Annotated in this window: 28 protein-coding genes and 1 pseudogene; 13 read left to right on the top strand and 16 right to left on the bottom strand. The window is 68.8% G+C overall.

Features of this window, described 5'->3' with window-relative positions:
* The first annotated feature begins 134 nt into the window (after positions 1-134).
* Positions 135-788, top strand: a complete 654-nt coding sequence (locus tag ACIGWZ_RS33490) for a hypothetical protein (RefSeq protein WP_400070695.1) — start codon at positions 135-137, stop codon at positions 786-788.
* Between the two features lie 293 nt (positions 789-1081).
* Here the strand turns inward: ACIGWZ_RS33490 and ACIGWZ_RS33485 are convergent.
* The 5 genes and pseudogenes from ACIGWZ_RS33485 to ACIGWZ_RS33465 form a co-directional block, all read right to left on the bottom strand.
* Positions 1082-1208 (bottom strand): annotated as a pseudogene (locus ACIGWZ_RS33485) (RdlA protein); the annotation flags it as partial.
* Positions 1209-1461: 253 nt separating this feature from the next.
* Positions 1462-1761 (bottom strand): hypothetical protein, encoded by a 300-nt coding sequence (locus tag ACIGWZ_RS33480; protein ID WP_400070693.1) that lies wholly within the window; start codon positions 1759-1761, stop codon positions 1462-1464.
* A gap of 273 nt (positions 1762-2034) precedes the next feature.
* Positions 2035-2268, bottom strand: a complete 234-nt coding sequence (locus tag ACIGWZ_RS33475; RefSeq protein WP_400070692.1) for a chaplin — start codon at positions 2266-2268, stop codon at positions 2035-2037.
* Between the two features lie 362 nt (positions 2269-2630).
* On the bottom strand, positions 2631-3041 hold the full coding sequence (locus ACIGWZ_RS33470; RefSeq protein WP_400070690.1) for a rodlin: 411 nt from the start codon (positions 3039-3041) through the stop codon (positions 2631-2633).
* 248 nt (positions 3042-3289) lie between these two features.
* On the bottom strand, positions 3290-3541 hold the full coding sequence (locus ACIGWZ_RS33465; RefSeq protein WP_400070688.1) for a chaplin: 252 nt from the start codon (positions 3539-3541) through the stop codon (positions 3290-3292).
* A 663-nt stretch (positions 3542-4204) separates the two neighbouring features.
* Here ACIGWZ_RS33465 and ACIGWZ_RS33460 point away from each other — a divergent pair.
* Together ACIGWZ_RS33460 and ACIGWZ_RS33455 are read left to right on the top strand one after the other, a co-directional pair.
* Positions 4205-5884, top strand: coding sequence for a bifunctional 3'-5' exonuclease/DNA polymerase (locus ACIGWZ_RS33460; RefSeq protein WP_400070686.1), 1680 nt, complete (start codon positions 4205-4207; stop codon positions 5882-5884).
* Between the two features lie 349 nt (positions 5885-6233).
* Positions 6234-6731 (top strand): RidA family protein, encoded by a 498-nt coding sequence (locus ACIGWZ_RS33455; protein ID WP_400070684.1) that lies wholly within the window; start codon positions 6234-6236, stop codon positions 6729-6731.
* Between the two features lie 267 nt (positions 6732-6998).
* Here ACIGWZ_RS33455 and ACIGWZ_RS33450 read toward each other — a convergent pair whose 3' ends face one another.
* Together ACIGWZ_RS33450 and ACIGWZ_RS33445 are read right to left on the bottom strand one after the other, a co-directional pair.
* The gene (locus ACIGWZ_RS33450) at positions 6999-8360 is read right to left on the bottom strand and encodes an acyltransferase family protein (protein WP_400070682.1); all 1362 of its coding nucleotides are present in this window, start codon (positions 8358-8360) and stop codon (positions 6999-7001) included.
* A 303-nt stretch (positions 8361-8663) separates the two neighbouring features.
* On the bottom strand, positions 8664-9491 hold the full coding sequence (locus ACIGWZ_RS33445; RefSeq protein ID WP_400070680.1) for a glycerophosphodiester phosphodiesterase: 828 nt from the start codon (positions 9489-9491) through the stop codon (positions 8664-8666).
* 414 nt (positions 9492-9905) lie between these two features.
* Between ACIGWZ_RS33445 and ACIGWZ_RS33440 the strand changes: the two genes are divergently transcribed.
* Both ACIGWZ_RS33440 and ACIGWZ_RS33435 read left to right on the top strand, forming a co-directional pair.
* A complete protein-coding gene (locus tag ACIGWZ_RS33440; RefSeq protein ID WP_400070678.1) occupies positions 9906-10208 on the top strand; it encodes a MoaD/ThiS family protein in 303 nt (100 codons plus the stop codon).
* Positions 10209-10267: 59 nt separating this feature from the next.
* Positions 10268-11656 (top strand): aminotransferase class V-fold PLP-dependent enzyme, encoded by a 1389-nt coding sequence (locus ACIGWZ_RS33435; protein ID WP_400070676.1) that lies wholly within the window; start codon positions 10268-10270, stop codon positions 11654-11656.
* Between the two features lie 67 nt (positions 11657-11723).
* On the opposite strand, the gene ACIGWZ_RS33430 is transcribed toward ACIGWZ_RS33435, so the two are convergent.
* The 5 genes from ACIGWZ_RS33430 to ACIGWZ_RS33410 form a co-directional block, all read right to left on the bottom strand.
* Entirely contained in the window at positions 11724-12683 is a 960-nt protein-coding gene (locus ACIGWZ_RS33430) for a LysR family transcriptional regulator (RefSeq protein ID WP_400070674.1), read from the bottom strand.
* A gap of 232 nt (positions 12684-12915) precedes the next feature.
* Positions 12916-13248, bottom strand: coding sequence for a hypothetical protein (locus tag ACIGWZ_RS33425; RefSeq protein WP_400070672.1), 333 nt, complete (start codon positions 13246-13248; stop codon positions 12916-12918).
* Between the two features lie 9 nt (positions 13249-13257).
* Positions 13258-13881 (bottom strand): hypothetical protein, encoded by a 624-nt coding sequence (locus ACIGWZ_RS33420; protein ID WP_400070670.1) that lies wholly within the window; start codon positions 13879-13881, stop codon positions 13258-13260.
* A gap of 108 nt (positions 13882-13989) precedes the next feature.
* Entirely contained in the window at positions 13990-14295 is a 306-nt protein-coding gene (locus tag ACIGWZ_RS33415) for a hypothetical protein (protein WP_400070668.1), read from the bottom strand.
* Between the two features lie 392 nt (positions 14296-14687).
* Positions 14688-15083 carry a cupin domain-containing protein gene (locus ACIGWZ_RS33410; protein ID WP_400070666.1) on the bottom strand — a complete coding sequence of 132 codons (396 nt, stop codon included), beginning with the start codon at positions 15081-15083 and terminating at the stop codon, positions 14688-14690.
* A 51-nt stretch (positions 15084-15134) separates the two neighbouring features.
* Here ACIGWZ_RS33410 and ACIGWZ_RS33405 point away from each other — a divergent pair, with 51 nt between their 5' ends.
* Positions 15135-16205: a helix-turn-helix domain-containing protein gene (locus ACIGWZ_RS33405; RefSeq protein ID WP_400070664.1), complete on the top strand. Its 1071-nt coding sequence runs from the start codon at positions 15135-15137 to the stop codon at positions 16203-16205.
* Here ACIGWZ_RS33405 and ACIGWZ_RS33400 read toward each other — a convergent pair.
* From ACIGWZ_RS33400 to ACIGWZ_RS33385, 4 genes are all read right to left on the bottom strand, one after another.
* Complete coding sequence (locus ACIGWZ_RS33400) at positions 16196-17362, bottom strand: MAB_1171c family putative transporter (protein ID WP_400070662.1); 1167 nt, start codon at positions 17360-17362, stop codon at positions 16196-16198. The genes ACIGWZ_RS33405 and ACIGWZ_RS33400 overlap by 10 nt on opposite strands.
* Positions 17349-17804, bottom strand: coding sequence for a regulator component (locus ACIGWZ_RS33395; protein ID WP_400070660.1), 456 nt, complete (start codon positions 17802-17804; stop codon positions 17349-17351). Before ACIGWZ_RS33395 ends, ACIGWZ_RS33400 begins: the two co-directional genes overlap by 14 nt.
* A 1049-nt stretch (positions 17805-18853) precedes the next feature.
* Entirely contained in the window at positions 18854-19360 is a 507-nt protein-coding gene (locus ACIGWZ_RS33390; RefSeq protein ID WP_400070657.1) for a helix-turn-helix domain-containing protein, read from the bottom strand.
* Positions 19361-19578: 218 nt separating this feature from the next.
* On the bottom strand, positions 19579-19800 hold the full coding sequence (locus tag ACIGWZ_RS33385; RefSeq protein ID WP_400070655.1) for a hypothetical protein: 222 nt from the start codon (positions 19798-19800) through the stop codon (positions 19579-19581).
* 287 nt (positions 19801-20087) lie between these two features.
* On the opposite strand from ACIGWZ_RS33385, the gene ACIGWZ_RS33380 reads away from it, so the two are divergent.
* From ACIGWZ_RS33380 to fabG, 7 genes are all read left to right on the top strand, one after another.
* Positions 20088-20909: a phytanoyl-CoA dioxygenase family protein gene (locus ACIGWZ_RS33380; protein WP_400070653.1), complete on the top strand. Its 822-nt coding sequence runs from the start codon at positions 20088-20090 to the stop codon at positions 20907-20909.
* Positions 20906-22021 (top strand): zinc-binding dehydrogenase, encoded by a 1116-nt coding sequence (locus ACIGWZ_RS33375; RefSeq protein WP_400070652.1) that lies wholly within the window; start codon positions 20906-20908, stop codon positions 22019-22021. Before ACIGWZ_RS33380 ends, ACIGWZ_RS33375 begins: the two co-directional genes overlap by 4 nt.
* A 66-nt stretch (positions 22022-22087) precedes the next feature.
* Positions 22088-23326, top strand: coding sequence for a cytochrome P450 (locus ACIGWZ_RS33370; RefSeq protein WP_400070650.1), 1239 nt, complete (start codon positions 22088-22090; stop codon positions 23324-23326).
* A 41-nt stretch (positions 23327-23367) separates the two neighbouring features.
* A complete protein-coding gene (locus ACIGWZ_RS33365) occupies positions 23368-23628 on the top strand; it encodes an acyl carrier protein (RefSeq protein ID WP_400070648.1) in 261 nt (86 codons plus the stop codon).
* Positions 23629-23670: 42 nt separating this feature from the next.
* Entirely contained in the window at positions 23671-24927 is a 1257-nt protein-coding gene (locus ACIGWZ_RS33360; RefSeq protein WP_400070646.1) for a beta-ketoacyl-[acyl-carrier-protein] synthase family protein, read from the top strand.
* The gene (locus ACIGWZ_RS33355) at positions 24924-26042 is read left to right on the top strand and encodes a beta-ketoacyl synthase N-terminal-like domain-containing protein (protein WP_400070644.1); all 1119 of its coding nucleotides are present in this window, start codon (positions 24924-24926) and stop codon (positions 26040-26042) included. The genes ACIGWZ_RS33360 and ACIGWZ_RS33355 overlap by 4 nt, the downstream gene beginning before the upstream one ends.
* A complete protein-coding gene (gene fabG, locus ACIGWZ_RS33350; protein ID WP_400070642.1) occupies positions 26039-26812 on the top strand; it encodes a 3-oxoacyl-[acyl-carrier-protein] reductase in 774 nt (257 codons plus the stop codon). The genes ACIGWZ_RS33355 and fabG overlap by 4 nt, the downstream gene beginning before the upstream one ends.
* The last annotated feature ends 47 nt before the right edge of the window (positions 26813-26859 follow it).

Below are 26859 nucleotides of genomic sequence, written 5' to 3'. Positions count from 1 at the left end.
ATTGGGACTTCCGACCACGCCGCCTCGCCCATCTGCCGCACCAGATCTTGCAGACCGTCAATTCCGTTCGCAGGGTGGCGATGAGTCCCCCGCACCGCGCGGCTCCTTCGCACAGCACGGGAAAGGAACCTGCCATGCGCATCTCCCGGAAGGCCGGTCTGCTCATCTCCGCCGCCGCGTGCGGAGCCCTCGCGGTGGGCGCCGCGGGAGAGGCCATCGCGTCCATGGGCGACCCGGAACATTCCACCGGCGCCTCCGCGCATCGGGCCCCACTGCCGAACACCGGTCCCCTCAAAGCCCAGGCCAAAAACCTGGGCGATATCTCCGGAGTGCTCAAACCGGTGACCGACCTGATCAATGACGTCCTGGCATCCGCCGACAGCGGCAGACTCACCCCGGATCAACTGGCCACCTACACCACGGCCATCAGAAACGCCATCAGCGCCGCCCAGCAGGCCTCGCCCGCAATTCCCTCGACGCCGTCCATCTCACAGCCCGACAACGGTTCACGGCCCGACAACGGTTCACGGCCCGGCAACGGTTCGAAGCCCGGCAGCCAAAAGGCCGCCACCGATCTGCGGGCCGACGCCCTGACCGGCCTCCAGGCAAGGGTCGATGCCTTGCTCAAGGCGATTTCGGCCGGCGATCCGGCCACGGTGACCAGCGCCGCGGCAAGCAGCATCACCGCGCTGGCAAACGTCATCGTCAGCATTACGCTCGGCGGACTGCCGGCCCCCGATCTCCCGGGCCTGCCGACACTGCCCAGACTCTCCGGCGGAATCACCTGACCCGGAAACGTCACCGGGCCCGCGTCGCCGACAGCGACGCGGGCCCGATTCCGCTGTTCCGGCGTTCACGTCGCCGACCGGCATGCCAATGCCCTGGCAACCCCATCAATCTCGCAAGGGCATTGGCATGCGTCCCTCCACACGCCTTGAACAACGAAAGAGAGCGACCCGGTCCGGTCACGACCGAATAACAATTCTGCATTTCGCCCGCCGATTATCACACGCATACGCAGCAAAAAACCCGGGTCGCCCAGAAGAAGGAGGTCTGGGCGACCCGGGCACTATCCGGCCGGTCAGCGGTTTCCCGTGCCGTTCCCGGAAAGGACCGGGATGTCGACGACAATGTGCGACAACGGCTCGTCAACCTTGGCTCGGGTGGACTTTCTCGATGCACTGCTGGTTCTGCGGCGAGGACTGCACAGCGACAGCGAAGTCCAGGACCGCACCTTGCGGGCGACCACGACGCGAGGCACCGGCCACATTCCCCTCGGCGGCCGGAGCGACGCGGGGCTTGTCCAGCGAGCCCGGATGCCCGTGACCGTCGCCTCGGGGCCCGGCCGACCTGGGATTCCGCAGGAAAACCACCGACGTAATCCACCGGGCACACCGGAAAGAAGGCGAAGTCGGCGAGATCGATGAAATCTGCGAAGTTCAGATCACACCCACCCACTGATCACTTCGTGAGCGGCAGCCCGCCGAGCAGCGACCGCGTGCCGTCGACCTGATTGCCGTGGAGGAAATTCTTGGGCCCGGCCTTCACGGTCTTCGCCGCGTCCTTGACCGTCTTGACCAGCGGCGCGACCTGGCGGCCATCCAGTCGTTCGTTGCTCAGCGCGTCCGCCAGACCGCCGTTGAAGCTCATGCGCGGGGTCGTGGGGCGCGGGGCCGTGGAGCCGGCGGCGAAAGCGGGGGCGGCCGCGCCGATCGCCATGACAGATCCGGCAACAATCGCGGCAGACTTCGCGTACTTCACTTTTTCGCTGTCCCTTCTCGGGGCGGTGCTTGAGGGGCTCGCGACACCAGCGCCGCGCGAGCAAACACTTCGCTGCTCGGATCACCGCTTTCGCCCTGACTAACGAGTCCCGCCCCCCGGAGAAACTCCGAAGTTCCGCCTTCTTGGCAACGCCACCCGAAAGAAGCGAACCGTTCCCGTTTCCGGTGACCGCCGCCGAACGCCGACGGCCCCGGCACGCATGGACTGCGTACCGGGGCCGGTCAGAGCGACTTGGCTCGAATTATTCTGCGTTCAGCGGTTGAGGCAGCGGTTGCCGAACGCCGGGCTGAGCAGCCCGATGAACTCGACGGTGTTCCCGCAGACGTTGACCGGAACGTGGACCGGCAGCTGGACGACATTGCCGGAGAGCACGCCGGGGGAGTGCTTGGCGCCACCCTTGGCGTGCGCGTCGGCGAACGCCGGCGCAGCCGCGCCCACTGCCATGAGCGTGCCGGCCGTAACTGCAGCGACCTTTGCGTACTTCACTTTCAGCCCTTCCTGCAGCGGGTCCGTAGCGATCACGACCGTCGTGTCGCACGGGCGGATACCTGCTCGCCCGTAACTCCGCTGCCACTATTGGTAACAATTCCCCCTCGCCAACGAAACTCCCGCGGCAAAGTTTTGGAAGAATCGCCCGAATGATGCAAAGCACTTTCGGGAGATTGCCACCGCGCATACGACGCGAGAAAACTACCGCAGTTCGAACAGGCGAGGGACTCACCGAATACGAATTCCTACCGAAAAGGGAACCTAGAATTCCCCTACGGTCCGTAAGAGGGGGTGCCGCATGCCCCGGCCCGCCCGCAAGGAGGAAGCCGGCAGCCCCGGGTGTGCGGCCGATGACCGGATCAGCGTTTGTGGACTCCGTTGCCGGCCGGGACCGGAATGTCGTCCACGATGTGCGACAGCGCCTCGTCGCCCTTGGCCCGCGTCGAGTTCTCCGCGCACTGCTGCTTCCGCGGCGACGACAGGGCATTGACGCCCCGCGCCGCACCCGACAGGAAGCCGAAGGCACGGGCGACGTTCGCCTTGAGCGGCACGGCCACGCAGGACTTGTTCAGCGAGCCCTGGATGAGTTCCATCCGCGGGCTCAACTTGCCATGCGTGAGGGAATTACCCAACGCCGACCGGACGCCATTGCCGTTGCCCGTCGAGGTGCTGTTGCGATCACCGATCGCCATCGCCTGGGTGACGACTGTCGCCGAGATTCCGACGACGGAGGCGGCTACCGCCGTCGCAGCCAGGACCTTCTTGATCACTACTTACCCTTCCCGAAGCGGAGTCCCCGTATCCGGAGCGCACTGGTCAACTCGCCTCAGAGGACGCGGTTTCGCCCATTCACCCAAATGCCACATGCCCATAGACACATATCACTGCATCCGAGCGGAGGTGCGGACGCTGCCGGGTCCCGGAAATTAGTGCCGAGTTCCGGATGGGGGCCGCGTACCGGACATGCAAAGGCCGGTACGGAGAGCACGTACCGGCCCTGTCTGACGCCAGGTAGCGGTCAGCGGTTGATGCAGCGGTTACCGAACGCCGGGCTGAGCAGCCCGACGAACTCAACGGTGTTCCCGCAGACGTTGACCGGAACGTGGACCGGAATCTGGACGAGATTGCCGGAAAGGACACCGGGGGAGTTCTTGGCGCCACCAACGGCGTGGGCACCGCCGCCGCCACCGGCAGCGGCCACTCCGGCCCCGCCCACAACGGCCACACCGGCGGCGGCGGACAGGACAACAGCCTTTGATACAAGCTTCACTGTGAACCTCTTCACTGAGCAGCATTCGGGGATCTGTTACGCGCCGCTTAGAGCGACAAGCTGCTCAACGCACCAACCTGGAAAGAGGTAGTGGAGCATCCGGGTGAAGGTGACATCACTTCGTTCCGATGCACAACCATTTCCCATCTTCGCATATCACCCCGGTTCCTATGTCGGTCGTCCGAGCCATCGGCGGCGATCCCGCTCATCAGTAATTACCAGCGGCTATCGGGACGCCCGTGGACGTCAGCGGGTCCATGTGCCGTGCCGGTGCGAAGGTGACGCATGCACGGGTGCCGGTCCGGCGGCTGCGACAGCGGATCCTGACGCCGCCCGCCGCCCGATACCTCGTACGACGGATCCGGCCGCGCGCAGATCAGGGAGCGGTCGACCGGCCGGAGGCGGGCGGTCACAAGGGGCCACTGCGCCCCAACTGGCCCTCACCACACGGCAGATGGAGCCCGCGCCACGATGCCGTACAGCGGGCGCCGGCGTCGCGTTTCATGGTGAAGACCTGGGCCATGCGGGGCACCCTGCGCTCGGGCGGGTGCCGAGGACGGAGCTGGGGGGCGGAGGACGCCCATCTGGCGCGCTGTACCTGAGCCAAGGTGACGAATGCCCAGGTCAGGGCGATTGTCAGACCCTGGTGCGAGACTCAGGGACATGAGATGGGCAGTGGCGGAGACGGGCGACGGGGGTGCTCGTCTCTGCCCGCTCACTCCGGACGGCCGGGCCGCCGGACCGGTGAGCGAAGAGCCCTCGCTCGCCGAGGCGATCCGAGCGCGTCCCGACGTCGAACGGTGGGTGTGGCGGTCCACCGCCGAGCTCTACCGGCGCCTGCTGGCGGCCGGGGTACGCGTGGCGCGCTGTTACGACGTCGAGGCGGCCGAAGCCCTGCTGATCGGCCACGAGGAGGGCCAGTCCGGCCAGCCGCGCTCGCTGGCCGCCGCCTGGGCACGACTGCACCGCCTCCCGGTCCCGGAGGACGCACCGGCGCGGGCCGCCGAGACCCAGCCGTCGCTGTTCGAGCCGGGGCCGGTGCCGCTGCCGCCCGGCACGGACGAGCTGACGGCGCTGCTCGAGGTGTACGCCGACCAGGTGACCCGTACGGCCAAGACCGAGCACCCGGAGCGGATGCGGCTGCTGCTCGCGTCCGAGTCGGCGGGCATGCTGGTCGCCGCCGAGATGACACAGGCCGGGATCCCTTGGCGGGCGGATGTGCACCGCAAGGTGCTGAACGGACTTCTGGGCGAACGCTATCCGGGCGGCCTCGAACCGCGGCGGATGGCGGAACTGGCGGAAGAGGTGTCGCGCGCCTTCGGGCCCGGCGAGCGGGTGCGCCCGGACCTGCCGAACGACATCATCAGAGCCTTTGCCCGAGCCGGGATCCCCCTCTCTTCCACCCGTAAGTGGGAACTCCAGGGGATCGACCATCCCGCAGTGGCCCCGCTCCTGGCCTACAAGTCCCTCTACCGCCTGCACACCGCCCATGGCTGGTCCTGGCTGCAGCAATGGGTGCGCGACGGCCGCTTCCGCCCCGAATACCTCCCCGGCGGCACGGTCTCCGGCCGCTGGACCACCAACGGCGGCGGCGCGCTGCAGATCCCCAAGGTGATCCGGCAGGCCGTGATCGCCGACCCGGGGTGGCGCCTGGTGGTCGCCGACGCCGACCAGATGGAGCCCCGGGTGCTGGCCGCCATCTCCCGTGACCGCGGACTGATGGAGGTGGCCGGCAGCGGCGAGGACCTCTACGCCGACCTCGCCGCCCGCGCCTTCCGCGGCGACCGCGCCCAGGCCAAGCTCGCCCTGCTCGGCGCCATCTACGGCCAGACGTCCGGCGACGCCCTCAAGCACATGGCCGACCTGCGCCGCCGATACCCGGCCGCGGTGGCCTGTGTCGACGACGCGGCCCGGGCCGGCGAGGAGGGCCGCCTGGTGCGCACCTGGATGGGCCGCACTTGCCCGCCCGCGTCCGTGACACCACCCGACGAGGCGGGCCTCCCCCAGGAGGAAGCGGGCCCTTCCGGCTACGGCAGCAGCTCGGCGGCCCGCGCCCGCGGCCGGTTCACCCGTAACTTCGTCGTCCAGGGCAGCGCCGCCGACTGGGCCCTGCTGATGCTGGCCGCCCTGCGCCACGCGCTGTCCCGGGGCGGGCTCCGCGCCGAGCTGGTGTTCTTCCAGCACGACGAGGTGATCGTGCACTGCCCGGCCGAGGAATCCGGCACGGTCTCCGAAGCCATTACGACGGCCGCCGCGGCGGCGGGCCGGATCGCCTTCGGGGACACACCGGTGCGCTTTCCGTTCACTACGGCAGTGGTGGATTGCTACGCAGACGCGAAGTGAAACGAAGCGAAGGAAAGCAAAGAGAAAAGAAGAGAAACGGAGGGAGGAAAAGCAACGGGGAACACCCGACGGCAAGCGGAACGTGGCTGGCGGAACCTGACGTAGGCGCAAGGTGAGGCGAGCGGCCACCGGAGACGCACCCGGCCGGCCGACCACGCGACAGTCGGCCGAAGCTCGGCGTCGCCCCACCGGAACAGCTGCGGGCGGGCGGCTGCGGGTGACGCCCGTCGGTGGCCGATTTCGATCTCTTCTTCTCCGGCGAAGAGCTTCCCCAGAGGGAGCGGGACGCGTTTCAATCCCTGGGTGTACGAGAGGCGTAGGCGGCGGAGGGAGCCCACCGGAGATGAGCATGAGCGCTGATACCCCTGTGCCGCCGCTGCCGTCGGCGTCGGGCGCCGACGGCACCTCGGGCACATCGGGCAGTTCCGACTCGGGCTCGGGCGGCTCCGGTGTCTGCCTGGAGCGCATCAACCCGCCTCATCTGTCGCGGCCGACGGGATTCAGCCATGCCGTCCGGGCCACCTCCGGGACCATGGTGTTCCTCGCCGGGCAGACCGCCCTCCTCGAAGGGCAGATCGTCGGGGTCGGCATCGTCGCGCAGTTCGAGCGGGCGCTGCGGAACCTCCTGGACGCGGCGGCGGCCGCGGGCGCCGGCCCGTCCGATCTGGCCAAGCTCACCATCTTCGCCGTCGATGTCGCCGACTACCGTCGACGCGCTCCGGACATCGGCCGGGTGTGGAAACGGCTGGTCGGCAGCGACTACCCGGCCATGGCGGTGATCGGCGCGACCCGGCTGTGGGACGAGGCGGCATTGGTGGAGATCGAGGGCATCGCCGTCGTGCGATAGAGCTTCACCGCCGTCGTCCGATGTTCGCTCGGCCGCCGCCCGAATCCCGATGCTCGATGCTCGATGCCCCAATGGTCGATGCGCGACGCCCGAGGTGCGGTGTCCGGTCGCCCTCGTAGCCGATGCGGGACAGGTAGTCGTCGAAACGGCGATCGCGAGGGCAGCGGCGTGCCTGCCGTGCCACCGCTGGACGTGTCAGGGGCACCTGCTCCACCGGGTTTGGCGGTGGAACGGGTGCCCCTGACGTTGTTCGTGCGCCCCTGACGTTCAGTTCCGGCTGCGGGCCATCCCCACCGGGTCCTTCTTGAAGGCCCAGGTCATCTTGGGCTCCATCGCCCAGCGGAACATCCGCTGCACCGGTGGTGTGCACAGCACGGTGATGAGGGTGCCGGCGGCGAGGGTGATGAGCACGGCGCCCCAGGGCTTGTGCACCCACGGGTTGTCGTACCAGTTCCAGAAGCGGGAACCCTTGGCCACGAAGCCGTGCAGGAGGTAGCCGTAGAGGGTGCCCGCGCCCAGCGCCGTGCACCACATCGTGCGGCCCGGCACCCAGGCGAAGAAGCAGGCCACCAGGACCAGCGAGCAGCCGAACATCGCCAGCGTCATGATCACGCCGCTCCACCAGGGAGCGGCCAGTTCCTGGGCGCTGTCGCGGTGGTAGAACCAGGCGGCGTTCATGCGCGGCGCGGCCCAGTAGGCGAAGACCAGGGCGGCGGCGAAGACCGGTACGGCGACGATGCGTGCCTTCTTGCGGCGTACGAGCTTGAAGTGCTCGGCCTTCAGGCACAGCCCGACGACGAAGAACGGCAGGAATTGCAGCGCCCGCTGGAGGTCCAGGTCGTCGCCGATGTCCGGCGATATGGAGGCGAGCGCGGCGATGGACAGCGCGAGCGGGACCGGCCAGCGCACGATCTTCCACAGCGGGGTGGTCAGGCGCCAGACGAACAGTGCCAGCAGGAACCAGGTGAGATACCAGGGGTCCGTGAGGCTGATGGGGTAGTGCGGATCGTCGTCCGCCCACCTCTTGAAGAGGGTGTAGGCGACCTCGAAGAGGATGTAGGGGACGGCGACGCCGGTGATCAGCCGTTGGAGGCGGTCCTTGCGCATGTCGAAACTGCGCGAGAAGTAGCCGGAGATGATGATGAACGCCGGCATGTGGAAGGCGTAGACGGTGATGTAGAGCGCGGCCGCCGCCCGGCTGCCGTCGCGCAGCGGCTCCCAGGAGTGCCCCATCGCCACCAGCACGATGGCCAGGTACTTCGCGTTGTCGAAGAACGCGTCGCGGGGCTTTCCCTTGGCGTCGGCACCGGCCTGGGCCTTGCCGCGCGCCTTGCGTGCCTTGTGCCTGCCGTGCGACCCGGCGGCGGGCCTGGCACGTGTGCCGGGGCGGTCCGGGCCGGCCTGCGGCGCCGGCCGGTCGGCGGTGCCCGGCACGGTGGCGGTGGCGGTGGCGGCGGCTGTGCCGATGCCGGTGGCCGCACCGGTGCCGGTGGCCGTCGCGGCGGCCGGCGCCATGGTGGCGGTCGCCGTGCCCGCTCTCAGCGGGTCGTACGATGCCGCGTCGGGCACCTGCCGCTGCGGGGGAAGAGGCGCCCGCCGCTCGCCGTACGCCGGAAAATCGTTCTTCAAGGGCCCTCCTGGAACGAACCCTGAGGAGGGGCTGGACGCGGGCCCGCACCGGGCCCCACATCGGAACCCAAAAGCCTCATCCTGCGTCTTGGTTCTTTAACGGGGAGTGTGGCGGCGTCGAACATCCCTGGCACCCTAGCCGGGTCACGGGAATCCAGTAAATCCCCGCCCGGCGCGGCTCACCGGCCGCTTGTCCGGCTTCCACAGCTCCTTCACGCCCCCTGAACGTACTGTGCGGCAAAGGCCCGCGGGTATCCGGATCCGGCTACCCGCGAAATCAAGACAATGCCCCCGCAATGCGCCCTAGGTGATGACCCCTTCAATCCCCCGGGCCCGCGCCTCCCGTACGCCCGTGTTCTTCCCCACACCCCACGCATAGACCTCCAACGGCCTGCCGTGTGGGCCGCGCAACCGGTGGACGGCCTTGATCCAGCGCGAACTGAGGGCCGACATACGGGGGTTGATCTCGTCGGCGAATCGGGCGTAACGCGCCAGTTCGGCCAGGCGGGGCGATCCCAGAATTCCCGTACGTACCTGGGGCACCAGGCCATGGACCGCCTTTACGCATTTCACGCAGAAGCTCTGGACGACCAGCCGGCTCCTGACATGCGCGCGATCCAGCCAACCGCGGCGGCGGAGTTCGCGGACGACGCCTGCCTCGATCCCGGGGTAGGACTTGGGCGACTTGATCTCCAGCAGCAGCCGTTGGTCGTTGTGGTCCAGACGGCGGAGATAATCGGCGAGGGTGGGCACCCGCTCCCCCGCGAACCGCGGCCCGAACCAGCTTCCGGCGTCGAGGCGCGATATTTCGGCCGCGGTGAAATCGCGTACCCGCCAGGGCGCCCGACCGGGGAATATCTTTTCGACGTCGGTCGTCCGCTCGAGTGTGGTGTCGTGCAGCACCACCAGTTGGCCGTCCTTCGTGCGCTGGACGTCGTTCTCGACCCAGGTGAGGCCGCGGTCGTAGGCGGCGTCCACGGCGGCGAGGGTGTTCTCGGGCGCGTAGCGGGAGGCGCCGCGGTGCGCGATCACCAGCGGTGCCCCGGCCCCTGCGCGCGGCCCGGTCCCCGGCGCGGACAGCGGCACGGTCGCCATGGCTATGAAGGCAACGCCCGCCGCGGCGGGCTTCATCGGGCCCCGGAACGGTCTCCCGCGCGGGCTCCCGGACGGATTCCGCGGCGGCCTGCGGAGCCGCTTTCGGCACAGATTCCGGAGCAGGTTCCGGTCCGGTCTCCGATCCATGGGGGCCTCCTGGTCGCTGGCCCCAACATGCCCGCCCTCCCCCGGTGCCCGCCACGCGGGACGGCCATCCGTGTGGCGATGACGCGCACCGCGCGCCCGGGGCCGCGAGGGTTCACCCGTTCCGGCGGATCCGGCGGCCTCCGCGTTCCGCCCGCCACCGCTCGGTGCGCATTTCCGCCGGACGACCGGTCCGGGAATTGTGTCCGGGCGGGTGATAAATCATGCCCGTATTGGACTTTCCCCTGCTTTGCCCGTCCGTCGTACGGTCGGCAGCACACTGGAACGAGGGGAGAACGGATAACCATGTCCGTAACCGTGCGTGTGCCCACCATCCTGCGCAGCTACACCTCAGGCTCCGCAGAGGTGACCGCCTCCGGCACCACCGTGGTGGAGGTCCTGGCGTCCCTGGAAGCCCGGTTCCCGGGGATCCGCGACCGCATCACCGACGAGGACGGCGAGATCCGCCGGTTCGTCAATGTCTACGTGGGCGACGACGACATCCGCTTCGCCGACGGTGTCCGTACCGCTGTCGCGCCGGGGACGGTCATGTCGGTCATCCCGGCGGTGGCCGGGGGCGCGGAGACCGCGCAACTGCCGTGTCGGTGAGCGGTACGTATGACGTCGGGGGAAGCATGACGGGGGAAGTCATGACGGAAGAAATACCAATGGGGACGACGGCACTGGTGGGGGACCGGCAATGGGTGCCCCTGGTGACCGGCGGAGAAGTCCGTCGGCTTGATCTGGACTACGCCGCCACCGCGCCGTGCGCCACGCAGGTGCGCGATGCGGTGGACGAAATACTGCCCTGGTACGGCAGTGTGCACCGGGGGGACGGTTTTCCCTCCGCGGTCTGTACCGAACTGCAGGAAGCCTGCCGGGAGTCGGTACGCGCCTTCACCGGCGCTCGCCCCGACGACACGGTGATCTTCACGCGCAACACCACCGACTCGCTCAATCTGCTGGCCCACGCCCTGCCGGAGGACTGCGAGGTGTTCGGTTTCGCCACCGAGCATCACGCCAATCTCCTGCCGTGGGAGCGGCGCACCGTGCACCGGCTTCCGGTGCCCGAGAGCCCGGAGCACGCCCTGGTGCTCCTGGACGCGGCGCTGGCCGCGGCGGTCCGGGGTGCGGGCGGGGGCCGCGGCTCCCGCCTGGTGACTCTCGCGGGGGCCTCCAATGTCACCGGTGAGGTGTGGCCGGTCGCCGAACTGGCCCGGGTGGCCCGCCGGTACGGGGCGCGGATCGCGGTGGACGCCGCGCAGCTCGCCCCGCACCGGCCCCTCGACATGACCGGCTGGGATGTCGACTACGTCGCCTTCTCCGGGCACAAGCTCTACGCCCCTTACGGCGCCGGCGTGCTGGTCGGCCGCCCCGACTGGCTGGACGCCGCGCCGCCCTATCTCGTGGGCGGCGGCGCCACCCGGCATGTCGACCTGCCGACGGTGGCCTGGGCTCCTTCTCCCCAGCGGCACGAGGCCGGGTCGCCCAACTTTCTGGGCAACTACGCCCTGGCGACGGCGTGTGAGGTGCTGCATGCTCCGCTTCGCTCCGGCCTCGTCGAGGAGGAGGAGCGGCTCACCGCGCTGCTGGAGCGGGAGCTGGCCCGCATTCCGGGGCTGTGCCTGCACCGCATGTGGGACGGGCGGCATCCGAAGGTCGGCACCGTGACGTTCAGCGTGCGGGGCCGGGAGCCCGGCCTGCTGTCGGCGGCGCTGTCCGCGGAGTACGGCATCGCCGTACGGACCGGGCGTTTTTGCGCTCACCCGCTGGTCAAGCACCTTCTGGGTGAGGGCCATGACAGTGGCAGCGCGGTCCGGGCCAGCATCGGTTGCGGGATCACCGAGCAGGACATCATCGATTTCGCCTGGGCGCTGGCCCGTCTGGTCGAGCGGGGTCCCGCGTGGTCGTACCGGGCCGAGGGGGCACGGTTCGTGCCGGACCCCGATCCGCGGCCGATGCCGCAGCTGCGCCATGGCGCGCAGGTGCGGCTGCGGGCCGCGGAGCGGCGGGAGGAGGCCCCGCGCGCTCCCGTCGGGGCGGGCTGCGGCGGCTGAGACGGGGTGGCGGGCGCCGGACGGCGTCCGCCACCCGGGTCTCAGGCTGCTGCCGTACGGGGTCCGGTCATCCCGCGCGGCCCCGCAGGTCCGTGGTGAGCGTGCCCATCGGGTCGGTGATCGTGCGCAGGATGTGGGTCTTGGTGCGGCAGACCTGGCGGACCGCCTTGGCGAAGGCCGCCACCGCCGGGTTCGTGGCGCTGTGGGACCAGGCGAGCGCGACGGTACTGGGGCTCACGCCCTCCACCGGTACGTAGACGATGCCGGAGCGGGGGTAGAAGCGGGCGGCGGCGGCCGGTGTGATGCTGATGGCCCGGCCGGCCGCGACCGCCTGCAGCTCGTCGTCCGCGCTGGAGACCTCGACCAGCCGCGGCATGTCCAGCCGCCGCCGGTATTCGGCACACATCCAGTAGTCCGCCCAGATCCGGTCGGGGCTGCGGCGCAGCACGAAGGGCTCGCTGAGGAGTTCGTTGATGTGGACGCGCGGGCGTGCCGCGAAGCGGTGGCGATGCGGCAGCACCGCGACCCGGGGTTCCGCGAAGAGCGGTTCCATCTTCAGGTCGCGGGCCTGGAACGGTGGGCGTACGAAGGCCGCATCGACCTCCTGGCTGTTGACGCCCGCCGAGGGGTCGTCCCAGTCGTAGCGGCACATCTCGACTTCCACGCCCGGACATCGGCCCTCGAACGCGTCGAGTATCAGGGGGGTCAGCTCCAGCGCCGCCACCCCCTGGAAGCCGACCTTGAGTCTGGCTCTTATGCTGCTCGCCGCATCGCGGGCCTGACGCAGTGCCTCTTCGTGGTGGCGCAGCGCGTGTTCGGCCTCCGCGACGAATCTCTTGCCGGCCTCCGTCAGTTCCACCCGTCGGGTGGTCCGGTGGAAAAGTGCGACGCCGAGTTCCGCTTCCATTTCCTTGATCCGTGCGGAGAGCGCCGACTGGGCGACATGCAGGCGTTGGGCGGCGCGGGTGAAGCTGAGTTCTTCGGCGACGGCTATGGCGTAACGGAAGTGCCGCAATTCGATATTCATGTGTCCACCACGGGTGAGGAATTGAGGGTCCGCCGCCCGCGGACGGGTGGCACCTTCAGCGGCCCCTGTTTTCCAGGTGGAAAGATTCGTTGCCACCAGACCCCCCGTACAGCTCAAGCGACGCCCTCACTGTAAACCACCCCCAAAATCGTGTGATGGTTCAACATTGCAGGAAAGAAAGGACGTTGGCCCGGCCGGACGGAGGGTCCGGAGCGGCGGTCGTGCGCAACGGTCACTGCGTGAAGGCGAGCCCCAGTCCGGCGAGCGCCTCCTGGGTGTACCGGCCCTCGACCGTCGCCTCCACGTCGAACGCGAAGCGGGCGGCGGGCGGGTAGCCGATCAGTTCCGGCGCGCGGCCGGGCAGCGGCTGGGCCGCGGCCTCCCGCGACTCCCACAGGAGCACCGCCCCCCAGCGGTTGGCGGCCCGGTCGGAGATCCAGGTCTTCAGGCGGAGCCCGGGTACGTCCGTGAAGGCGGTCACGGACTCGTCGCGGAGGTAGGTCCGCAGCGAATCGATGGTCTGGGACGACTCGGCCAGATCCCACCAGGCGATGACGACGTGCATCGGTTCACCTCACCTTTCGATCGGGGGAAGCCGCAGCGAGTCCCCCTCCAGGAGTTCTCCCGCGGTGTCGCGCACCCGGAGCGCGAGCGGAGCACATGCGCCGGGGATTTCCCCGTGGGGCGCGTCGTGCGGCGGCGCCCAGGCGCCGAGGGTCGGCAGCAATACGGTCTCCCGGCCCTCCAGATAGCAGATCATGTTGATCGGCCAGCGGGTGTTGGCGAACATATGGCGGTCCATCGGCGTCGTCCGCTCGCTGATCTGCAGACCGCGCTCGTGCGCGGGGCCGATCCGGTGCCAGTCGGGATGCAGATGGATGGAGCCGACGATGTCCAGGCCGTCGCGCTGCGCCTCGCGGTCGATGCGCAGGAGGTCCTTCGCGTCGCACCAGTAGCCGCGGCGTTTGTTGTTGTACGCGGCGCCGAAGCAGGGCACGATATTGGCCGCGAATTCCGACTCCGCGGTGCGGTCGGACGCCCTTACGTTCCGGGCGAATTCAAGCCGGTTGATATGCGCGATATCGCCGAAGAGCGAACCGACCAGGACGGCGAAACAGCCCGGCGGTTCCTCCGGGGTGCAGCTCAGGTATTCCTCGGCGCACAGCTTCAGGAATGTGTCCAGGGAGCGTATGTCCATGAGGACCGTACGTGTATGGGTGCCCTCCACATCAAGGAGGGCACCCCCGACCCGATCGTTTTCGGGCAGGAGTTGAGACATGCGGAACTTCCCCCGTTTCGGTGTGGCTCAGCTGGTGGGCCTCGTTCGCGGCGCCGCCGGCCTCATCAGCGGTCCGGCCAGCTTGGTCAGGGCCGGGAAGACGACATAGGTGGCGAGCGGCGCGATGACCGCGACAATGATCAGGACGCGGAGCGGCAGGGAAAGGGCGGCCAGTTCCTTTCCCCAGATCAGCTGGAAGACCGTCAGCATCGGGTAGATGCCGACGAAAGTGAGAATGGTCTGCTTCCAGCGCGGAGGGCGTCCGGGCGGTGCCGGACGGGCCGGTTCCGCGCGGTGCTGGGTGATCTGCTGCTCTTCCGGTGTGGTCGTCACGAATGCTCCAAGGTATTCCACATGGCCGGTCACCCACTCTTGCGGGAAACACCTGGCCGACTCGACGAATCGACGATAATCGCGCCGCACACCGGAAGGGAAAGACTAATTGCGGGCCGATTCATCGCGGCACCGTGCATAATCGGCCGCCGCCCCGATGTCTCGACTCTAGAGCGGGTTCGCGGGCGCAGTAAAAGACCGGAACGGGAAGGATTAATTACCGGACCGGAAAGAATCCGCCGCCCGGTCCGGCCGCGGCGCCCGCCGCACCGGGCGCCACGACATGGGGATCTACCGCCCGTCCCCCCGCCGAGAGGGCCCCCGCCCTCCTCGCCGCATAGCCATTCCGGCCAATTTCCGTTGCCCGGTCCGGGGTGCCGCGCGGCGCGCGCTCACGGCGCCAGCGCGTGCCCCGTGGTCGCCTCCACATGGTCCGGGACCTCGTCGTGCCGGTCGCCGACGGTCAGCGTCCCGCTGGGCTCGAACATCATGATCGAGGCGCCGTCGGCGGAGTACGGCCGGTGTTCGGTGCCTCGCGGAACGGTGAAGACCGACCCGGCCGGCAGCGTCACCGCACGCTCGCCGTCCGCGTCCCGGAGCCCGATGACCAGCTCGCCGTCGATCACCAGAAAGAACTCGTCGGTGTCATCGTGCACATGCCAGATGTGTTCCCCCTTCACCTTGGCGATCCGTACGTCGTAGTCGTTGACGCGGGTGACGATGCGCGGGCTCCACAGGGCGTCGAAGGAGGCCAACGCCCGGTCGAGGGCGAGAGGTTCACTGTTCATGGACTCATCCTCGGCCGCCGGTCCCGCGCCCGCGAGTGCTAGAAATCGCATATGCCGCAAGATTCCTCGCACGCCCCGGCGACCGCCCGGACGCCTCCGGCCCGCACTCCGGCCCACGCCCCGCACCGCGTCGTCGTGATCGTCGACGAGAACTCCAACCCCTTCGAGCTCGGCTGCGCGACCGAGATATTCGGCCTGCGCAGACCCGAACTCGGCGGGCGCCTCTACGACTTCGCCCTCTGCTCCCCCGAGCCCCGCACCCTCATGCGGGACGGCTTCTTCACCCTCGCCGGCGTCGGCGACCTCGACGACCTGGCCGACACCGCCGACACCCTGATCGTCCCGAACCGCCCCGACACCGACGTACCGCGCCGCCCCGCCGTACTGGACGCCGTCCGGCGGGCCCACGCACGCGGCGCCCGCCTCGTCGGCTTCTGCAGCGGCGCCTTCACCCTCGCCGAGGCCGGCGTACTGGACGGCCGCCGGGCCACCGCGCACTGGCAGTGGGCGGCCTCCTTCCGGGACCGCTTCCCCGCCGTACGGCTCGAACCGGACGTGCTCTTCGTCGACGACGGCGACATCCTCACCGCGGCGGGCAGCGCGGCCGCCCTCGACCTCGGGCTGCACCTCGTCCGCCGTGACCACGGCGCCGAGGCCGCCAACTCCGTGAGCCGCCGCCTCGTCTTCGCCGCCCACCGGGACGGCGGCCAGCGCCAGTTCGTCGAACGCCCCGTCCCCGACATCCCGGACACCTCCCTGGCCCCCGTACTGGCCTGGGCCCAGGCCCGGCTCGGCACCCCTCTCACCGTCGCCGACCTCGCCGCCCGCGCCGCCGTCAGCCAGGCCACCCTCCACCGCCGCTTCCGCACCCAGCTCGGCACCACTCCCCTGGCCTGGCTCACCGGCGAACGCACCGCCCTCGCCTGCCGCCTCATCGAACGCGGCGAGCAACGCCTCGACGTGGTGGCCCAGCGCAGCGGCCTGGGCACCACCGCCACCCTGCGCACCCGCCTGCGCCACGAGACGGGCCTGAGCCCGTCGGCGTACCGCCGCAGGTTCGGCCCGGGGGCGGCGGCGGGTCCGGTCGTGAACATCGCTCCGCGCGCGCCGGGTCAGGACTGATTCTGCGGAGTGCCGGCTGGGTCGTGGCCAGGGAGGGCATCGGACATCAGTGGCCACGAGCGAGCGATCGCCAGGAGGAGCGCCGGGCTGCTCCAGTCCAGGCCGGGGAGTTGGCCAGGGGTGGACGACAGCGCGTCGGCGAGCATGGCACGGCGGGCCTGCCCCAGGGCGCCGGCGAGCCCGGCGGCTTCGAGGCGTTCGGGCGGGACGCCGGCGCGTCGGGCGAACCGGCGCGCCTGGTCGTAGGCGTCCGGTGGCACGTAGGGCTGCAGGGCCAGTAAGGCGTCGTAGGTCTCGATGGCCTGGCGGTGGGCCTGAAGTGCCAGGGGCGCGCACGGGAAAAGCACTTCCCGCAGCCGGCTCTGCTGGGGCCGGGCCAGGGCCACGTGCGGCACCGCCGTCAGCAGGTCGCGCCACAGTGGCCACAGCGCCCAGACGGTCCGTAGGTCCGCCAGCCTCCGGGCACCGGCGGTTGCGGTGGGGACGAGCAGCGAGGCGGCCCGGAAGAGCCCATGGACGTTGATGACCACGGCCATGTAGGGCAGGGCGAAGGGAATGCGGACAAGGAGATGCAGGAGGTACGCGCTCCAGTAGGCGATGGCGAAGACGCTTCCGAGGGCGAACACCCGCAAGGACCAGACGAGATCGCGGTCGTCGGTCCGGTTGCTGTACTGCCAGCAGACCGTCATCGAGGTGAGGTCGGCCAGCAGGTGCGCGGCGATGATGAGGAGCCAGTAGCACGCCGAGGGCGCCGCGGGTCCGCCGGTGTGAGGGATGCTCGGGCCGGGGTAGGGCCCGTTGGCCATATCCATGAACAGCAGTGCCGCAAGGACGGCCGCCAGTCCGAGGGGCAGCAGGAGTCGGAGCTGGCGTTCGCGGATCGAACCGACGATGAACAGCAGGGTGAGCCCCGCGCTGAGGACACCCACGAGGTTCCGGGCCAGGGTGATGGCGTGGTCGTTGCCGGTGAAGCCCTTGGCCCAGGTGACGATGTCCGGCTGGAAGAGGGTGATGGCGATGGCCGCGGTCAAAACCGCCAGCCACAGCCCGCGTTGGTAGCGCAGCCGCAGGGCGGACCGGCAACGCCAGAGGAGGGCGATCCACAGGCTGACGACGCTGCACCAGCCGATCTGCCCCGCCAGCTCAACCACGGTCATCGGCGACGACCCCCAGGAAGGCCCCGAGTCGCCCCAGGGCGCCGCCGGGTCTGCCGGCCCCTCCCGCGCTGTGTATCAAGCTGGCGATCATCTCGGCTTCGCGCTCCTCAACGGTGGTGTAACTGGTCCGTGCCATCAGGCGCTTGATGAGTTGAGGCTGAAGTCCGCTCAGCAGCCCGTTGAGCGGGTCGTCGGCCACGGAGTCGTCCGACCCGTGGTGGTCACACAGCATGTGGCCGAGCTCGTGGAGGATGATGTGCTCCCGGTGCAGGCGCGCGGTCCGGGCCTCGTAGAAGACGTAATCCGCCTCGTCCGTGCTCAACCACAGTCCGCAGGCGCCGGCCATGGCGATCTGCTCGGGCAGTTCCTTCAGGACGAGTGGACGTCCTCGCCATTCCTCCACCCATTGGCGAATCACCGCAAAGGAATTCGTCTGAGGCACCCGAAGGTCATCGAGAATTCCTTGGCATCTACGCTGTAATCTGCCATACTCCCCGCCGGGCTTCATGCTTCGCCTCCCCCTTTCTTGCGTGAACGTAAAGCCGATAACGCGAACACCTCGACGTCGAATTCCCGCCCGAAGTGTGGATACCTGTTACTACACGGTATTGATCAGCGTAACCGACCTCCGTTCGAAGTCGTTCGGTTTTATCAGAGCAGGCTATGAGTCCTCGGTCTCATGTTGCGGCGGGTTACTCATCGGCACACTGAGTGGCGAACTGCGCGCACCACAGGGCGACTTGCGTTCCCTTGCGGCGCTTCTCGATCGAGAGTCGCGCCGAAGTTTTTCCGGCGGATTCATCTGGAGACGCACGAAACATACTCATAGGTAGGTTTTACCCGATTTTGGTGCAGTTTCGCGAATCGGTGGGGCGTTACCGCGAGGCGGCGGAACCGGCTGCCGCCGAGGAATGAGGCGGGTTCGGCGCCAAAGGCGCGCGTGATGTGTGGTGCCGGCAGGCGGCGTCAACGGGGCCGGGGGCTCGGAGAGGTTCGGGGAGAGGCATGTGATTGCCCTCCGGCCCTCGGGTGGGGGTAAGGCCCAGCGCGTGCATGCGTTCCTCGCAGCGTCGTAGCTCAGGTGTCAATGGGGGGAAATTCAGGGGCTTTTGACGGCCCGTCATCGGCCTGTGCGGCGACATTTCCGCGCAGCACACACGGCAGAACGAACGGCTCAAGGGTGAGGGGGCCGCACGAGGCGCGGACCGGAATTAGGAGGCCATGGCGAGGGGCTGTGCGCATCACGGGGCGGTCGGCGCGATTGCCGTATGCGCCCGGGACGGCAGGACGCCGCGTGGGCGTTTGCCCGGAGCGGGTCGGCGCGAGGGCAGGGCCCGATTCAGGCGGTAGGAGCGACGGGAAGAGAATGCGCGGCGGGGCCCCTCGCACACGGAAGGCGCGACGGGTTCCCGCACGGGGCGACCGGGGCGAAGAAGGGCCTGAGCTGGGCGGCTGGTTCAGCCGGGGGGCCTGCGAGCGGTCGGCCCGGCGCTATCCGTCGTCGGTGGGGAGGGGCGGTGCGCCCTGCAGCGAGTCACGGGCCTGGGCCGCGGCGTGGATGATGCCGGTGAGCAGCTGTGACATCTGGTCCGCGGAGTAGGGCGCGGGGCGCGCCGCGCGCAGGGCCACGGCCTGAATCCGGTGCTGGCTCAGCGCCCTGACCGTTTCCAGCTCCATGTTGACCTGCTGGAAGACCTGTTCGTCGAGGAAGTAGGCCCAGCGCGCGATGCCCAGGCTGTGCGCCACCTTCACCAGCGACTCGATGGTGAGGTTGGCCCCCTCGGCGGACTCGGCCGCCGCCAGGGTGCGCTTGGAGACGCCGGCGCGCTCGGCCAGCTTGGCCAGAGTGAACGGCCCTTCCGGGTGGTGCTGCCGGACATGCCGCAGCCGGGCGGCAATCGCAGCCTTGGCGGCCTGAGCCTGGCCGTCCAGGGTGTCCCGTACCGAGTCGTCGGACTCCTCGGGGTGACCACCCATCATTCCCACCTCCTGGTGCATTATTCTGCATCATGCAGGCAACATGTTGCAATGAATCGCTCTAGCGGCTTATCGTCCTCACAACGATCACAAGAACGCGAGGGGGGACGGGGCGCGCGCTAGAAGGTCCTATCTTAATGCGAGTTGCGTGCGTCATCGGCGGTTCATGTGCTCGCAAGCGCGAGCTTCTTGAAGCCGTCACGGATCTCCTGGCTGACGTTGAGGCAGCAGTCACTTACCTAATGTGACGAAGCCGCTTCACAAACCAAGTCGAGAACCAAGTTGAGAACGCTGCCGAAGCGGAGCTTCGCGGCGAAACGGGGGCTGGCGAGCTCGGTTTCTTCAATGGCCGGGCGTTCGCCGCAGATCTGAGGGGATTTTCTCGTGTAGGGCATGAGGCGGGCGACGTCATCGCCATTGCCGTCGGCAGCACCGTCGCTGCCGGACGCCGATGATGTCACCGGACGCCTGGTATTCGGGGCCGCATGCGCCGGTTGACCGGCACCCGTGGGCCTCGCCGCTTCAGGCGCTTCTTCAGCGGAACACATTGATTCCGCACATGTGACGGATGACATCGGTTGGCGGCCCGCAGAGCCTTGTCATGGGTATCGCCGAATCCCTGCATCATTCCGTCCTGCCCATCGACAGGTCACGTCCGGGCCGCACCGGGGTGCGACGGACAACTACTGCAGTGGATACCGGCCAACGATGGCCGCGGGTGTCGGATTTCGCTACCGAGGGGAATATCGTGAAGCTGGCGGAAGAAATGTCGGCCCAGTACGACCGCGATGGATTCATCCTTGTGCCAGGAGTTTTCTCGCACTCCGAGCTGGCCTCCATCAAGGCCGCCCTTGCCGAGGACGTGACGGTCAAGGGGCCGCACCTGATCACGGAGGACGACGGGGAGACGATGCGGGCCGTTTACGCCTCGCACACCCGTCATCCGCTCTTCCGGGACCTCATCACGTCCGAGCGACTGCTCGGGCCGGCCATGCAGCTGGTGGCCCAGGACCTCTACGTCCACCAATTCAAGATCAACACGAAGCGTCCCTTCGGCGGCGAGTCATGGGCCTGGCACCAGGACTACCCCGTGTGGCGTGACGCCGACCGGATGCCGGAGCCACGTGCCGTGAACGTGGCCGTCTTCCTGGACGACGTCACCGAGTTCAACGGCCCCGTGGTCTTCCTCCGCGGGTCGCACCAGCTCGGCTCGGAGGCGAGCCGACGCCGGGAAGGCGACCAGGCGGACGAGCACATCGACCCGCACGACTACGCGCTGTCCACCACGGACCTCTCCCGGCTCGCCGGGGTGCACGAGATGACCAGCCCGAAGGGGCCGGCCGGAACCGTCGTCTTCTTCCACCCGGAGATCATGCACGGCTCGGCGCCCAACATCTCGCCCTTCCCGCGCGACCTGCTGATCGCGACGTACAACGCCTCCACCAACGCCCCCCGCCCCCTGGGCGAGCCGCGTCCGGAATACCTCGTGGGCAGGGACACCACGCCCCTCGTACCGCACGCGAGGCTCCTGGAGACCGTGGAAACCACCATGACGGGAGCGGGCGCGTGACGACCGGACAGTTCGCCGCCGCGGCGGTACTCGAGGAGTTCGGCCAACCGGTCACGATCCGGAACCTGCCCGTGCCCGAGCCGGGCGAGGGCGAGATGCTCGTCGACATCACCTACGGCGGCATCTGCGGAACCGATCTGCACCTCCAGCAGGGGCACTTGCCGATTCCGACCCCGCTGACGCTCGGTCACGAGGGCCTGGGAACCGTGCGGGCCCTCGGCGCCGGACCGGCTCGCGACGCGCTCGGCGCGGAACTGCGGGCCGGGGACGCCGTGATGTGGGCCTCGTCGATCGCCTGCGGCCGCTGCGTGCCGTGCCGGCAGCACCGCGAGCCCACCCTGTGCGAGGCGCGCCGGACGTACGGCGTCAACCGTCCGCTCACCGAGGGCTCCGGCCTCTCCGGTGCCTGGGCGGAGAAGATCCTCCTGCACCCGGGCGCGGTCGTCGTCAAGCTCCCCCAGGGCGTGGACGAGCTGGCCGCCATGTCGCTGGCATGCGCCGGACCGACCCTGGTGCACGCCCTGCACGAGCGGCGTCCCGTACGGCTCGGGGAGACCGTGATCGTCCAGGGCAGCGGGCCGGTCGGCCTGGCGGCGGCGGCGTTCGCGCAGCTGGCGGGCGCGGCGAAGGTCATCCTGATCGGCGGCCCGCGCCAGCGGCTGGACCTGGCCAAGAAGTGCGGCATCGGCGACCACCACATCGACATCGCGGCCGGCGCCGACCCTCAGCAGGCCCTCGACCAGGCCCGCGCGCTGACGCCGGGAGGCGACGGCGCGGACCTCGTCATCGAGTGCGCGGGGGTCCCCAGCGCGGTCGCCCAGGGACTGACGCTGGCCCGGCGTGGCGGTTCGTACCTGGTCGTCGGCCAGTACACCGACAGCGGTGACACCCTGCTCAACCCCCATCAGATCGTCCACCGGCAACTCGACGTCCGTGGCTCCTGGGCCTTCAGCGGCGCCCATCTGGTCGAGTACGTGGGACTGCTCCCCGCGCTCTGCGACCGGTTCGACCTGCGGAGTCTGGTGGCGCCCTACCCGCTGGCCGAGGTTCAACAGGCCATGCAGGCCGTAGCCGACGGCACGGTCATCAAGGCCGTCCTCCAAACGGCCTGACGTCCTTCTTGCGACCTGACTGCCCGCCCGCACAGTGCGCGCTGCGCACGGCTCGAGGAGCGAGACATGCACGGCACTCTATTCGGGGACACCGGACTCTTCGGTGACGCCTATATGCAGGATCCGTACAGCGTGTACGCCCAGTTGCGCACGGCCGGACCGGTGCATCGGGCGACGACGCCCAACGGCCTCCCCGTCTGGGTCATCACCGATTACGACGAGGTCCGCGCGGCCCTCACCGATGAGCGTCTGTCGAAGGACGCCGAGCGTATGAAGGCCCTCGTCGACCGCAAGCTGGCCTCGGCCAACGGGCCCTCATCGGCGCCCGAAACGCTGGCGGCCAACATGCTCAACAGCGATCCGCCCGACCACACCCGGCTCCGCAAGCTCGTGGTCAAGGCGTTCACCACACGTCGCGTCGAACAGCTGCGGCCACGCATCGCCCGTATCGCGGACGAACTGCTCGACGAGCTCGAAGCGCTGGGGAAGGGCGGCAACGCCGTCGACCTCGTCAGCAACTTCACCTTTCCGGTGCCGATCGCGGTCATCTGCGAACTGCTCGGGATCCCCCTCGCGGAGCGGGAAACCTTCCGTGAGTGGTCCAAGGCGCTGGTCGGCGCCGGCCCGCCCGGGGCCGCGCGGCATGCGTCCATGGCCATGGGCGGATACCTGATGCAGGTCATCGCGGCCAAGCGCGCCGAGCCGGCGGACGACCTGCTCTCCGACCTCATCCAGGTCAGCGACGACGGCGACCGGCTGGACCGGCTCGAAGTGGTCTCCATGACGATGCTGCTCCTGGTCGCCGGTCACGAGACCACGGTCAACCTGATCGGCAACGGAATCCTCGCGCTGCTGCGCCACGACGACCAGCGTGCGGCGCTGCGCGCGGACGAGAGCCTGGCCCGCGGCGCGGTGGAGGAATTGCTGCGCTACGACGGTCCGGCTCCCATGGCCACCATGCGTTTCACCGCGGCACCGGTGGAAATCGGGGACGTCAGCATTCCGGCCGGCGAAATCGTCTTCCTGGGCCTGGCGGCGGCGAACCGTGACGGGCGGCGGTTCGACCGCCCCGACGAGCTCGACATCACCCGGCCTCTCGGCGGGCACCTCGGCTTCGGCTTCGGAATTCACCACTGCGTGGGGGCTCCGCTGGCCAGGCTGGAAGCAGAAGTCACCATCGGCAAGTTCCTGGAGCGTTTCCCCGAGGCGCGGCTCGCGGTCGAGCCGGAGGCGCTGAAGTGGCGGTCCAGCGTCATCATGCGCGGCCTGGAGAAACTTCCGATCGCTCTGGGCCCCGCCGAGTAAGTCTTTCCCTCTACCAAGCCAGACAAGAAGTGAGGACCGAAATGGGAACAGACGACATGCAGAACAACGCCAACCTGCTCAGGGTCAAGAAGATCGTGTGCGATCGGCTGGAGCTCGACGAGAACGATGTCACCCTGACGAGCCTCTTCCGCGAGGAGCACGGCTCGGACTCCCTCCAGAGCATCGAAATCCTGGCCGCGTTGGAGTCTGAGTTCGACATAGAAATCGACCAGGCCCATCTCGCCGGGATGGTCAATGTGCAAGGCGTCTACGAGGTCGTCGCCGAGATCCAAGGCTGGTAATCCCCGTGCCCTCCATCACCAACGTTCAGGAGACTGATGTCGATGGCTCCGCTTGACGTCATGCCGGGTGGCGCGCCGCGCCGCGTGGTGCTGACCGGTCTGGGTGTTGTATCGAGCATTGGCATCGGCGCCGAGGAATTCGCTGCGTCGCTGCGTGCCGGACGCAGTGGTGCCGGGCCGATCAGTCAGTTCGACACCGCGGGATTTGCGCACTCCAACGGTTGCGAGGTCACCGGGTTCGAGCCCGAGCGCTGGATTTCCCGCCTCGATCTGGAGAACTTGGGGCGGGCCACCCAGTTCTCCGTCGCGGCCGCCCGGATGGCCGTGGCGGACGCCGGTCTGACCGCCGAGGCCCTCGACGGCCGACGGAGCCTGGTCTCCGTCGGCACCACCGACGGCGAATCGCATGACCTGGACCGTCTCGTGGCGGCGGAACTGCGGGACGGGTTGGAAAACCTCCCCGCGGAGATCGCCGGGCGGGTCAGTCCCATGCGGCTGTCCACCGCCATCGCGCAGGAACTCGGCCTCACCGACGTCGAGGCCACGGTGATGGCGACCGCCTGCGCCGCGGGAAACTACGCGATCGGCAGCGGATTCGACGCGGTCCGCTCCGGAGAGGTCGACTTCGCGCTGTGCGGCGGAGCCGACGCCATTTGCCGGAAGACCTTCACCGGCTTTTACCGGCTGGGCACCATCGCCCCGGATGTGTGCCGGCCGTTCGACAAGGACCGTAAGGGCATCCTGACCGGAGAAGGCGCCGGCGTCCTGATGCTGGAAACGCTGGAATCGGCGCTGGCCCGTGGCGCGCGTATCTATGCCGAGGTGCTCGGATACGGCCTCAACTGCGATGCATATCACCAGGTGGCGCCGCATCAGGAAAGCGTGACGCGCTGCATGGAGCTGGCGTTGAAAGACGCTGGCGTCGACCCGAGCGAGGTGGATATGATCTCTGCTCACGGGACCGGCACAAAAGCCAATGACATCACCGAGACCAGGGCCATTCGCGATCTCTTCGGAGAGAACCCGCCGCGCACGGTTTCGATGAAGTCGATGCTGGGTCACACCATGGGCGCGGCGAGCGCACTGTCCGCTATCGGCTGCGCCCTGGCCATTACTCACGGATTCATTCCGCCCACCATCAACCATGTCACCACCGATCCGGACTGCCAGATCGACTGCGTTCCCAACGAGGCGGTCGAGGCGGACCTCAGGATCGTCCAGAACAACGGCATGGCATTCGGCGGGAACAACGCCGTTGCGATTCTTGGTAAGTACGAAGACGGGGGGAACGCACAATGACGGCCAGGGGCCTCTCCAGCGGTCGCCGCCTTGTCATCACCCGATGGTCGGCCATTTCTCCGTTCGGGCTGGGGCGGAGCGCATTTCAAGAAGGCATACGTACCGGCCGGAAGACGGTGACCGCCGTCGACACCGAGCAATGGTCCGTTCCCGACGAACAGGCCTGCCTCGTACCGGACTTCTCCGCCCGGGAGCTGCTGGGCAAGAAGGGCACCCGGGACATGGACCGGGTGACGGGTCTGGCCGTCGGCGTGACGACGGAACTGCTGGCGGAGGATGCCGCCGGCGCGTCCATCCCCACCGGCGAAGGCACCGGCCTGGTGCTCGGGACGACGACCGGCAGCGCGGAAAGCATGATGGGCTACACCCGCACGTCGATGCAGAAATCCAAGCCGTTTCTCGTCGATCCGGCGCTGATGCCGTACGCGGTGATGAACTGCGCGGCCGGGCAGTGCGCGATCTGGCACGGCCTCAAAGGCCCGAACGTCACTCTCGCCGGCGGCCAGTCCGCGGGTCTACTCGCCCTCAACTACACCCGCCGGCTGCTCGTTTCGGGCCGGGCGGAGAGAATTCTGTGCGGCGCGGCGGAGGAATTCTCCCCCGCACGTTCCTGGATCGAGCATCACCGCCGCGGCAGGACACCGGCCGATACGGTCCTCGGCGAGGGCAGCGCGATGTTCCTCGTCGAGACCGCCGGGGACACGGCGACGGACCGTCCGCCGCTCGCCGAGATCATCGACGTGCGGTCCCGGGCGCACGCCCAAGGCGCCGTCCGCGAGGCGCTGACCGCCTGCGTCTCGGACATTCTCCGACGCAGCGGCATCGGCCCCGAAGACGTGTGGGCCGTCGTCCCCTCCGGCGTGCAGACCCAGTACGCGGAGCAGGAAACCGATGCGCTGCACGAGCATTTCCAGGGCGCGGACGCCAGGTGGATCAACGTGACCGATCTGCTGGGCGACACCGGTGCCGCCGGCGCGGCGTTCCAGATCGCCGCGACGCTCAGCGTCGCGGACGCCGATCCGGAGGCCGCCGGCAAAACGGCTCTGATCACCTCCGTCGACCGGGACGGCACCGTGGCCTGTGCGCTGATCAAGATGGGGGACGACATCCGATGAGCGACGATCGGACGCGAGGCGCGGCCGAAGCGGAGCCCCGGCGCGTGGCCCTGGTCAGCGGCGGCTCCCGCGGCATCGGCCGGGCGGCCGTGCTGCGGCTGGCGCACGACGGGTTCGACGTGAGCTTCTGCTACCGGTCGAATGCCGAAATGGCGGAGTCCCTGCAGAAGGAGCTGGACCACCTTCCGGTCCGGACGCTCGCCGTGCAGGCCGATGTCGCGGACGGGGATGCCGTCCGCGCCTGGGTCGCCCGCACCGAACGCGAGCTGGGCCCCATCGAGGTCGTCGTCACCTCCGCCGGCATCACCAGGGACAAGCCCCTGATGCTCATGGGCGACGACGACTGGCACCAGGTGCTCGACACCAACCTCGACGGCAGCTACCACGTCAACCGGGCCGTCGTGGTGCCGATGATGAAGCGGAAGTCCGGCTCCATCGTCAATGTGTCCTCCGTATCCGGCGTGTACGGGAATCCCACCCAGGCGAACTATTCGGCGTCGAAGGCCGGGATCATCGGATTCTCCAAGGCGCTGGCCAAAGAGGTCGGACGCTTCGGTATCCGGGTCAATGCGGTGGCGCCGGGGCTCATCGACACCGACATGACCGAAGCACTGGGCGACAAGGCCAGGGAAGACCTGCTGCGGGCGATTCCGCTCCGGCGGTTCGGCCGCGCGGAGGAAGTCGCGGACCTGATCTCGTACTTGTCCTCGGACGCCGCCGCATACATCACGGGCAGCGTTTTCGAAATCCACGGTGGCATCACCATCTGACAGCGCGGCCTGCGCTTCTCAACGGCCGATTAGTAATGCGTAAAGAC

The sequence above is a fragment of the Streptomyces sp. NPDC053427 genome (assembly GCF_044544985.1).
In the GTDB taxonomy this organism is placed as follows: Bacteria; Actinomycetota; Actinomycetes; order Streptomycetales; family Streptomycetaceae; genus Streptomyces.
This window is presented reverse-complemented; position numbering and strand designations above follow the sequence as displayed.

Excerpts from the sequence above, each read along its gene's own strand:
- ACIGWZ_RS33455 (WP_400070684.1), top strand. The coding sequence starts at position 6,234 with ATGAGCGCTGATACCCCTGTGCCGCCGCTGCCGTCGGCGTCGGGCGCC.
- ACIGWZ_RS33425 (WP_400070672.1), bottom strand. The coding sequence starts at position 13,248 with ATGCACGTCGTCATCGCCTGGTGGGATCTGGCCGAGTCGTCCCAGACC.
- ACIGWZ_RS33365 (WP_400070648.1), top strand. The coding sequence starts at position 23,368 with ATGGGAACAGACGACATGCAGAACAACGCCAACCTGCTCAGGGTCAAG.
- ACIGWZ_RS33420 (WP_400070670.1), bottom strand. The coding sequence starts at position 13,881 with ATGGACATACGCTCCCTGGACACATTCCTGAAGCTGTGCGCCGAGGAA.
- ACIGWZ_RS33490 (WP_400070695.1), top strand. The coding sequence starts at position 135 with ATGCGCATCTCCCGGAAGGCCGGTCTGCTCATCTCCGCCGCCGCGTGC.
- ACIGWZ_RS33430 (WP_400070674.1), bottom strand. The coding sequence starts at position 12,683 with ATGAATATCGAATTGCGGCACTTCCGTTACGCCATAGCCGTCGCCGAA.
- ACIGWZ_RS33405 (WP_400070664.1), top strand. The coding sequence starts at position 15,135 with ATGCCGCAAGATTCCTCGCACGCCCCGGCGACCGCCCGGACGCCTCCG.
- ACIGWZ_RS33410 (WP_400070666.1), bottom strand. The coding sequence starts at position 15,083 with ATGAACAGTGAACCTCTCGCCCTCGACCGGGCGTTGGCCTCCTTCGAC.
- fabG (WP_400070642.1), top strand. The coding sequence starts at position 26,039 with ATGAGCGACGATCGGACGCGAGGCGCGGCCGAAGCGGAGCCCCGGCGC.
- ACIGWZ_RS33360 (WP_400070646.1), top strand. The coding sequence starts at position 23,671 with ATGGCTCCGCTTGACGTCATGCCGGGTGGCGCGCCGCGCCGCGTGGTG.
- ACIGWZ_RS33435 (WP_400070676.1), top strand. The coding sequence starts at position 10,268 with ATGGGGACGACGGCACTGGTGGGGGACCGGCAATGGGTGCCCCTGGTG.
- ACIGWZ_RS33400 (WP_400070662.1), bottom strand. The coding sequence starts at position 17,362 with ATGACCGTGGTTGAGCTGGCGGGGCAGATCGGCTGGTGCAGCGTCGTC.
- ACIGWZ_RS33440 (WP_400070678.1), top strand. The coding sequence starts at position 9,906 with ATGTCCGTAACCGTGCGTGTGCCCACCATCCTGCGCAGCTACACCTCA.
- ACIGWZ_RS33445 (WP_400070680.1), bottom strand. The coding sequence starts at position 9,491 with ATGAAGCCCGCCGCGGCGGGCGTTGCCTTCATAGCCATGGCGACCGTG.
- ACIGWZ_RS33460 (WP_400070686.1), top strand. The coding sequence starts at position 4,205 with ATGAGATGGGCAGTGGCGGAGACGGGCGACGGGGGTGCTCGTCTCTGC.
- ACIGWZ_RS33370 (WP_400070650.1), top strand. The coding sequence starts at position 22,088 with ATGCACGGCACTCTATTCGGGGACACCGGACTCTTCGGTGACGCCTAT.
- ACIGWZ_RS33390 (WP_400070657.1), bottom strand. The coding sequence starts at position 19,360 with ATGCACCAGGAGGTGGGAATGATGGGTGGTCACCCCGAGGAGTCCGAC.
- ACIGWZ_RS33355 (WP_400070644.1), top strand. The coding sequence starts at position 24,924 with ATGACGGCCAGGGGCCTCTCCAGCGGTCGCCGCCTTGTCATCACCCGA.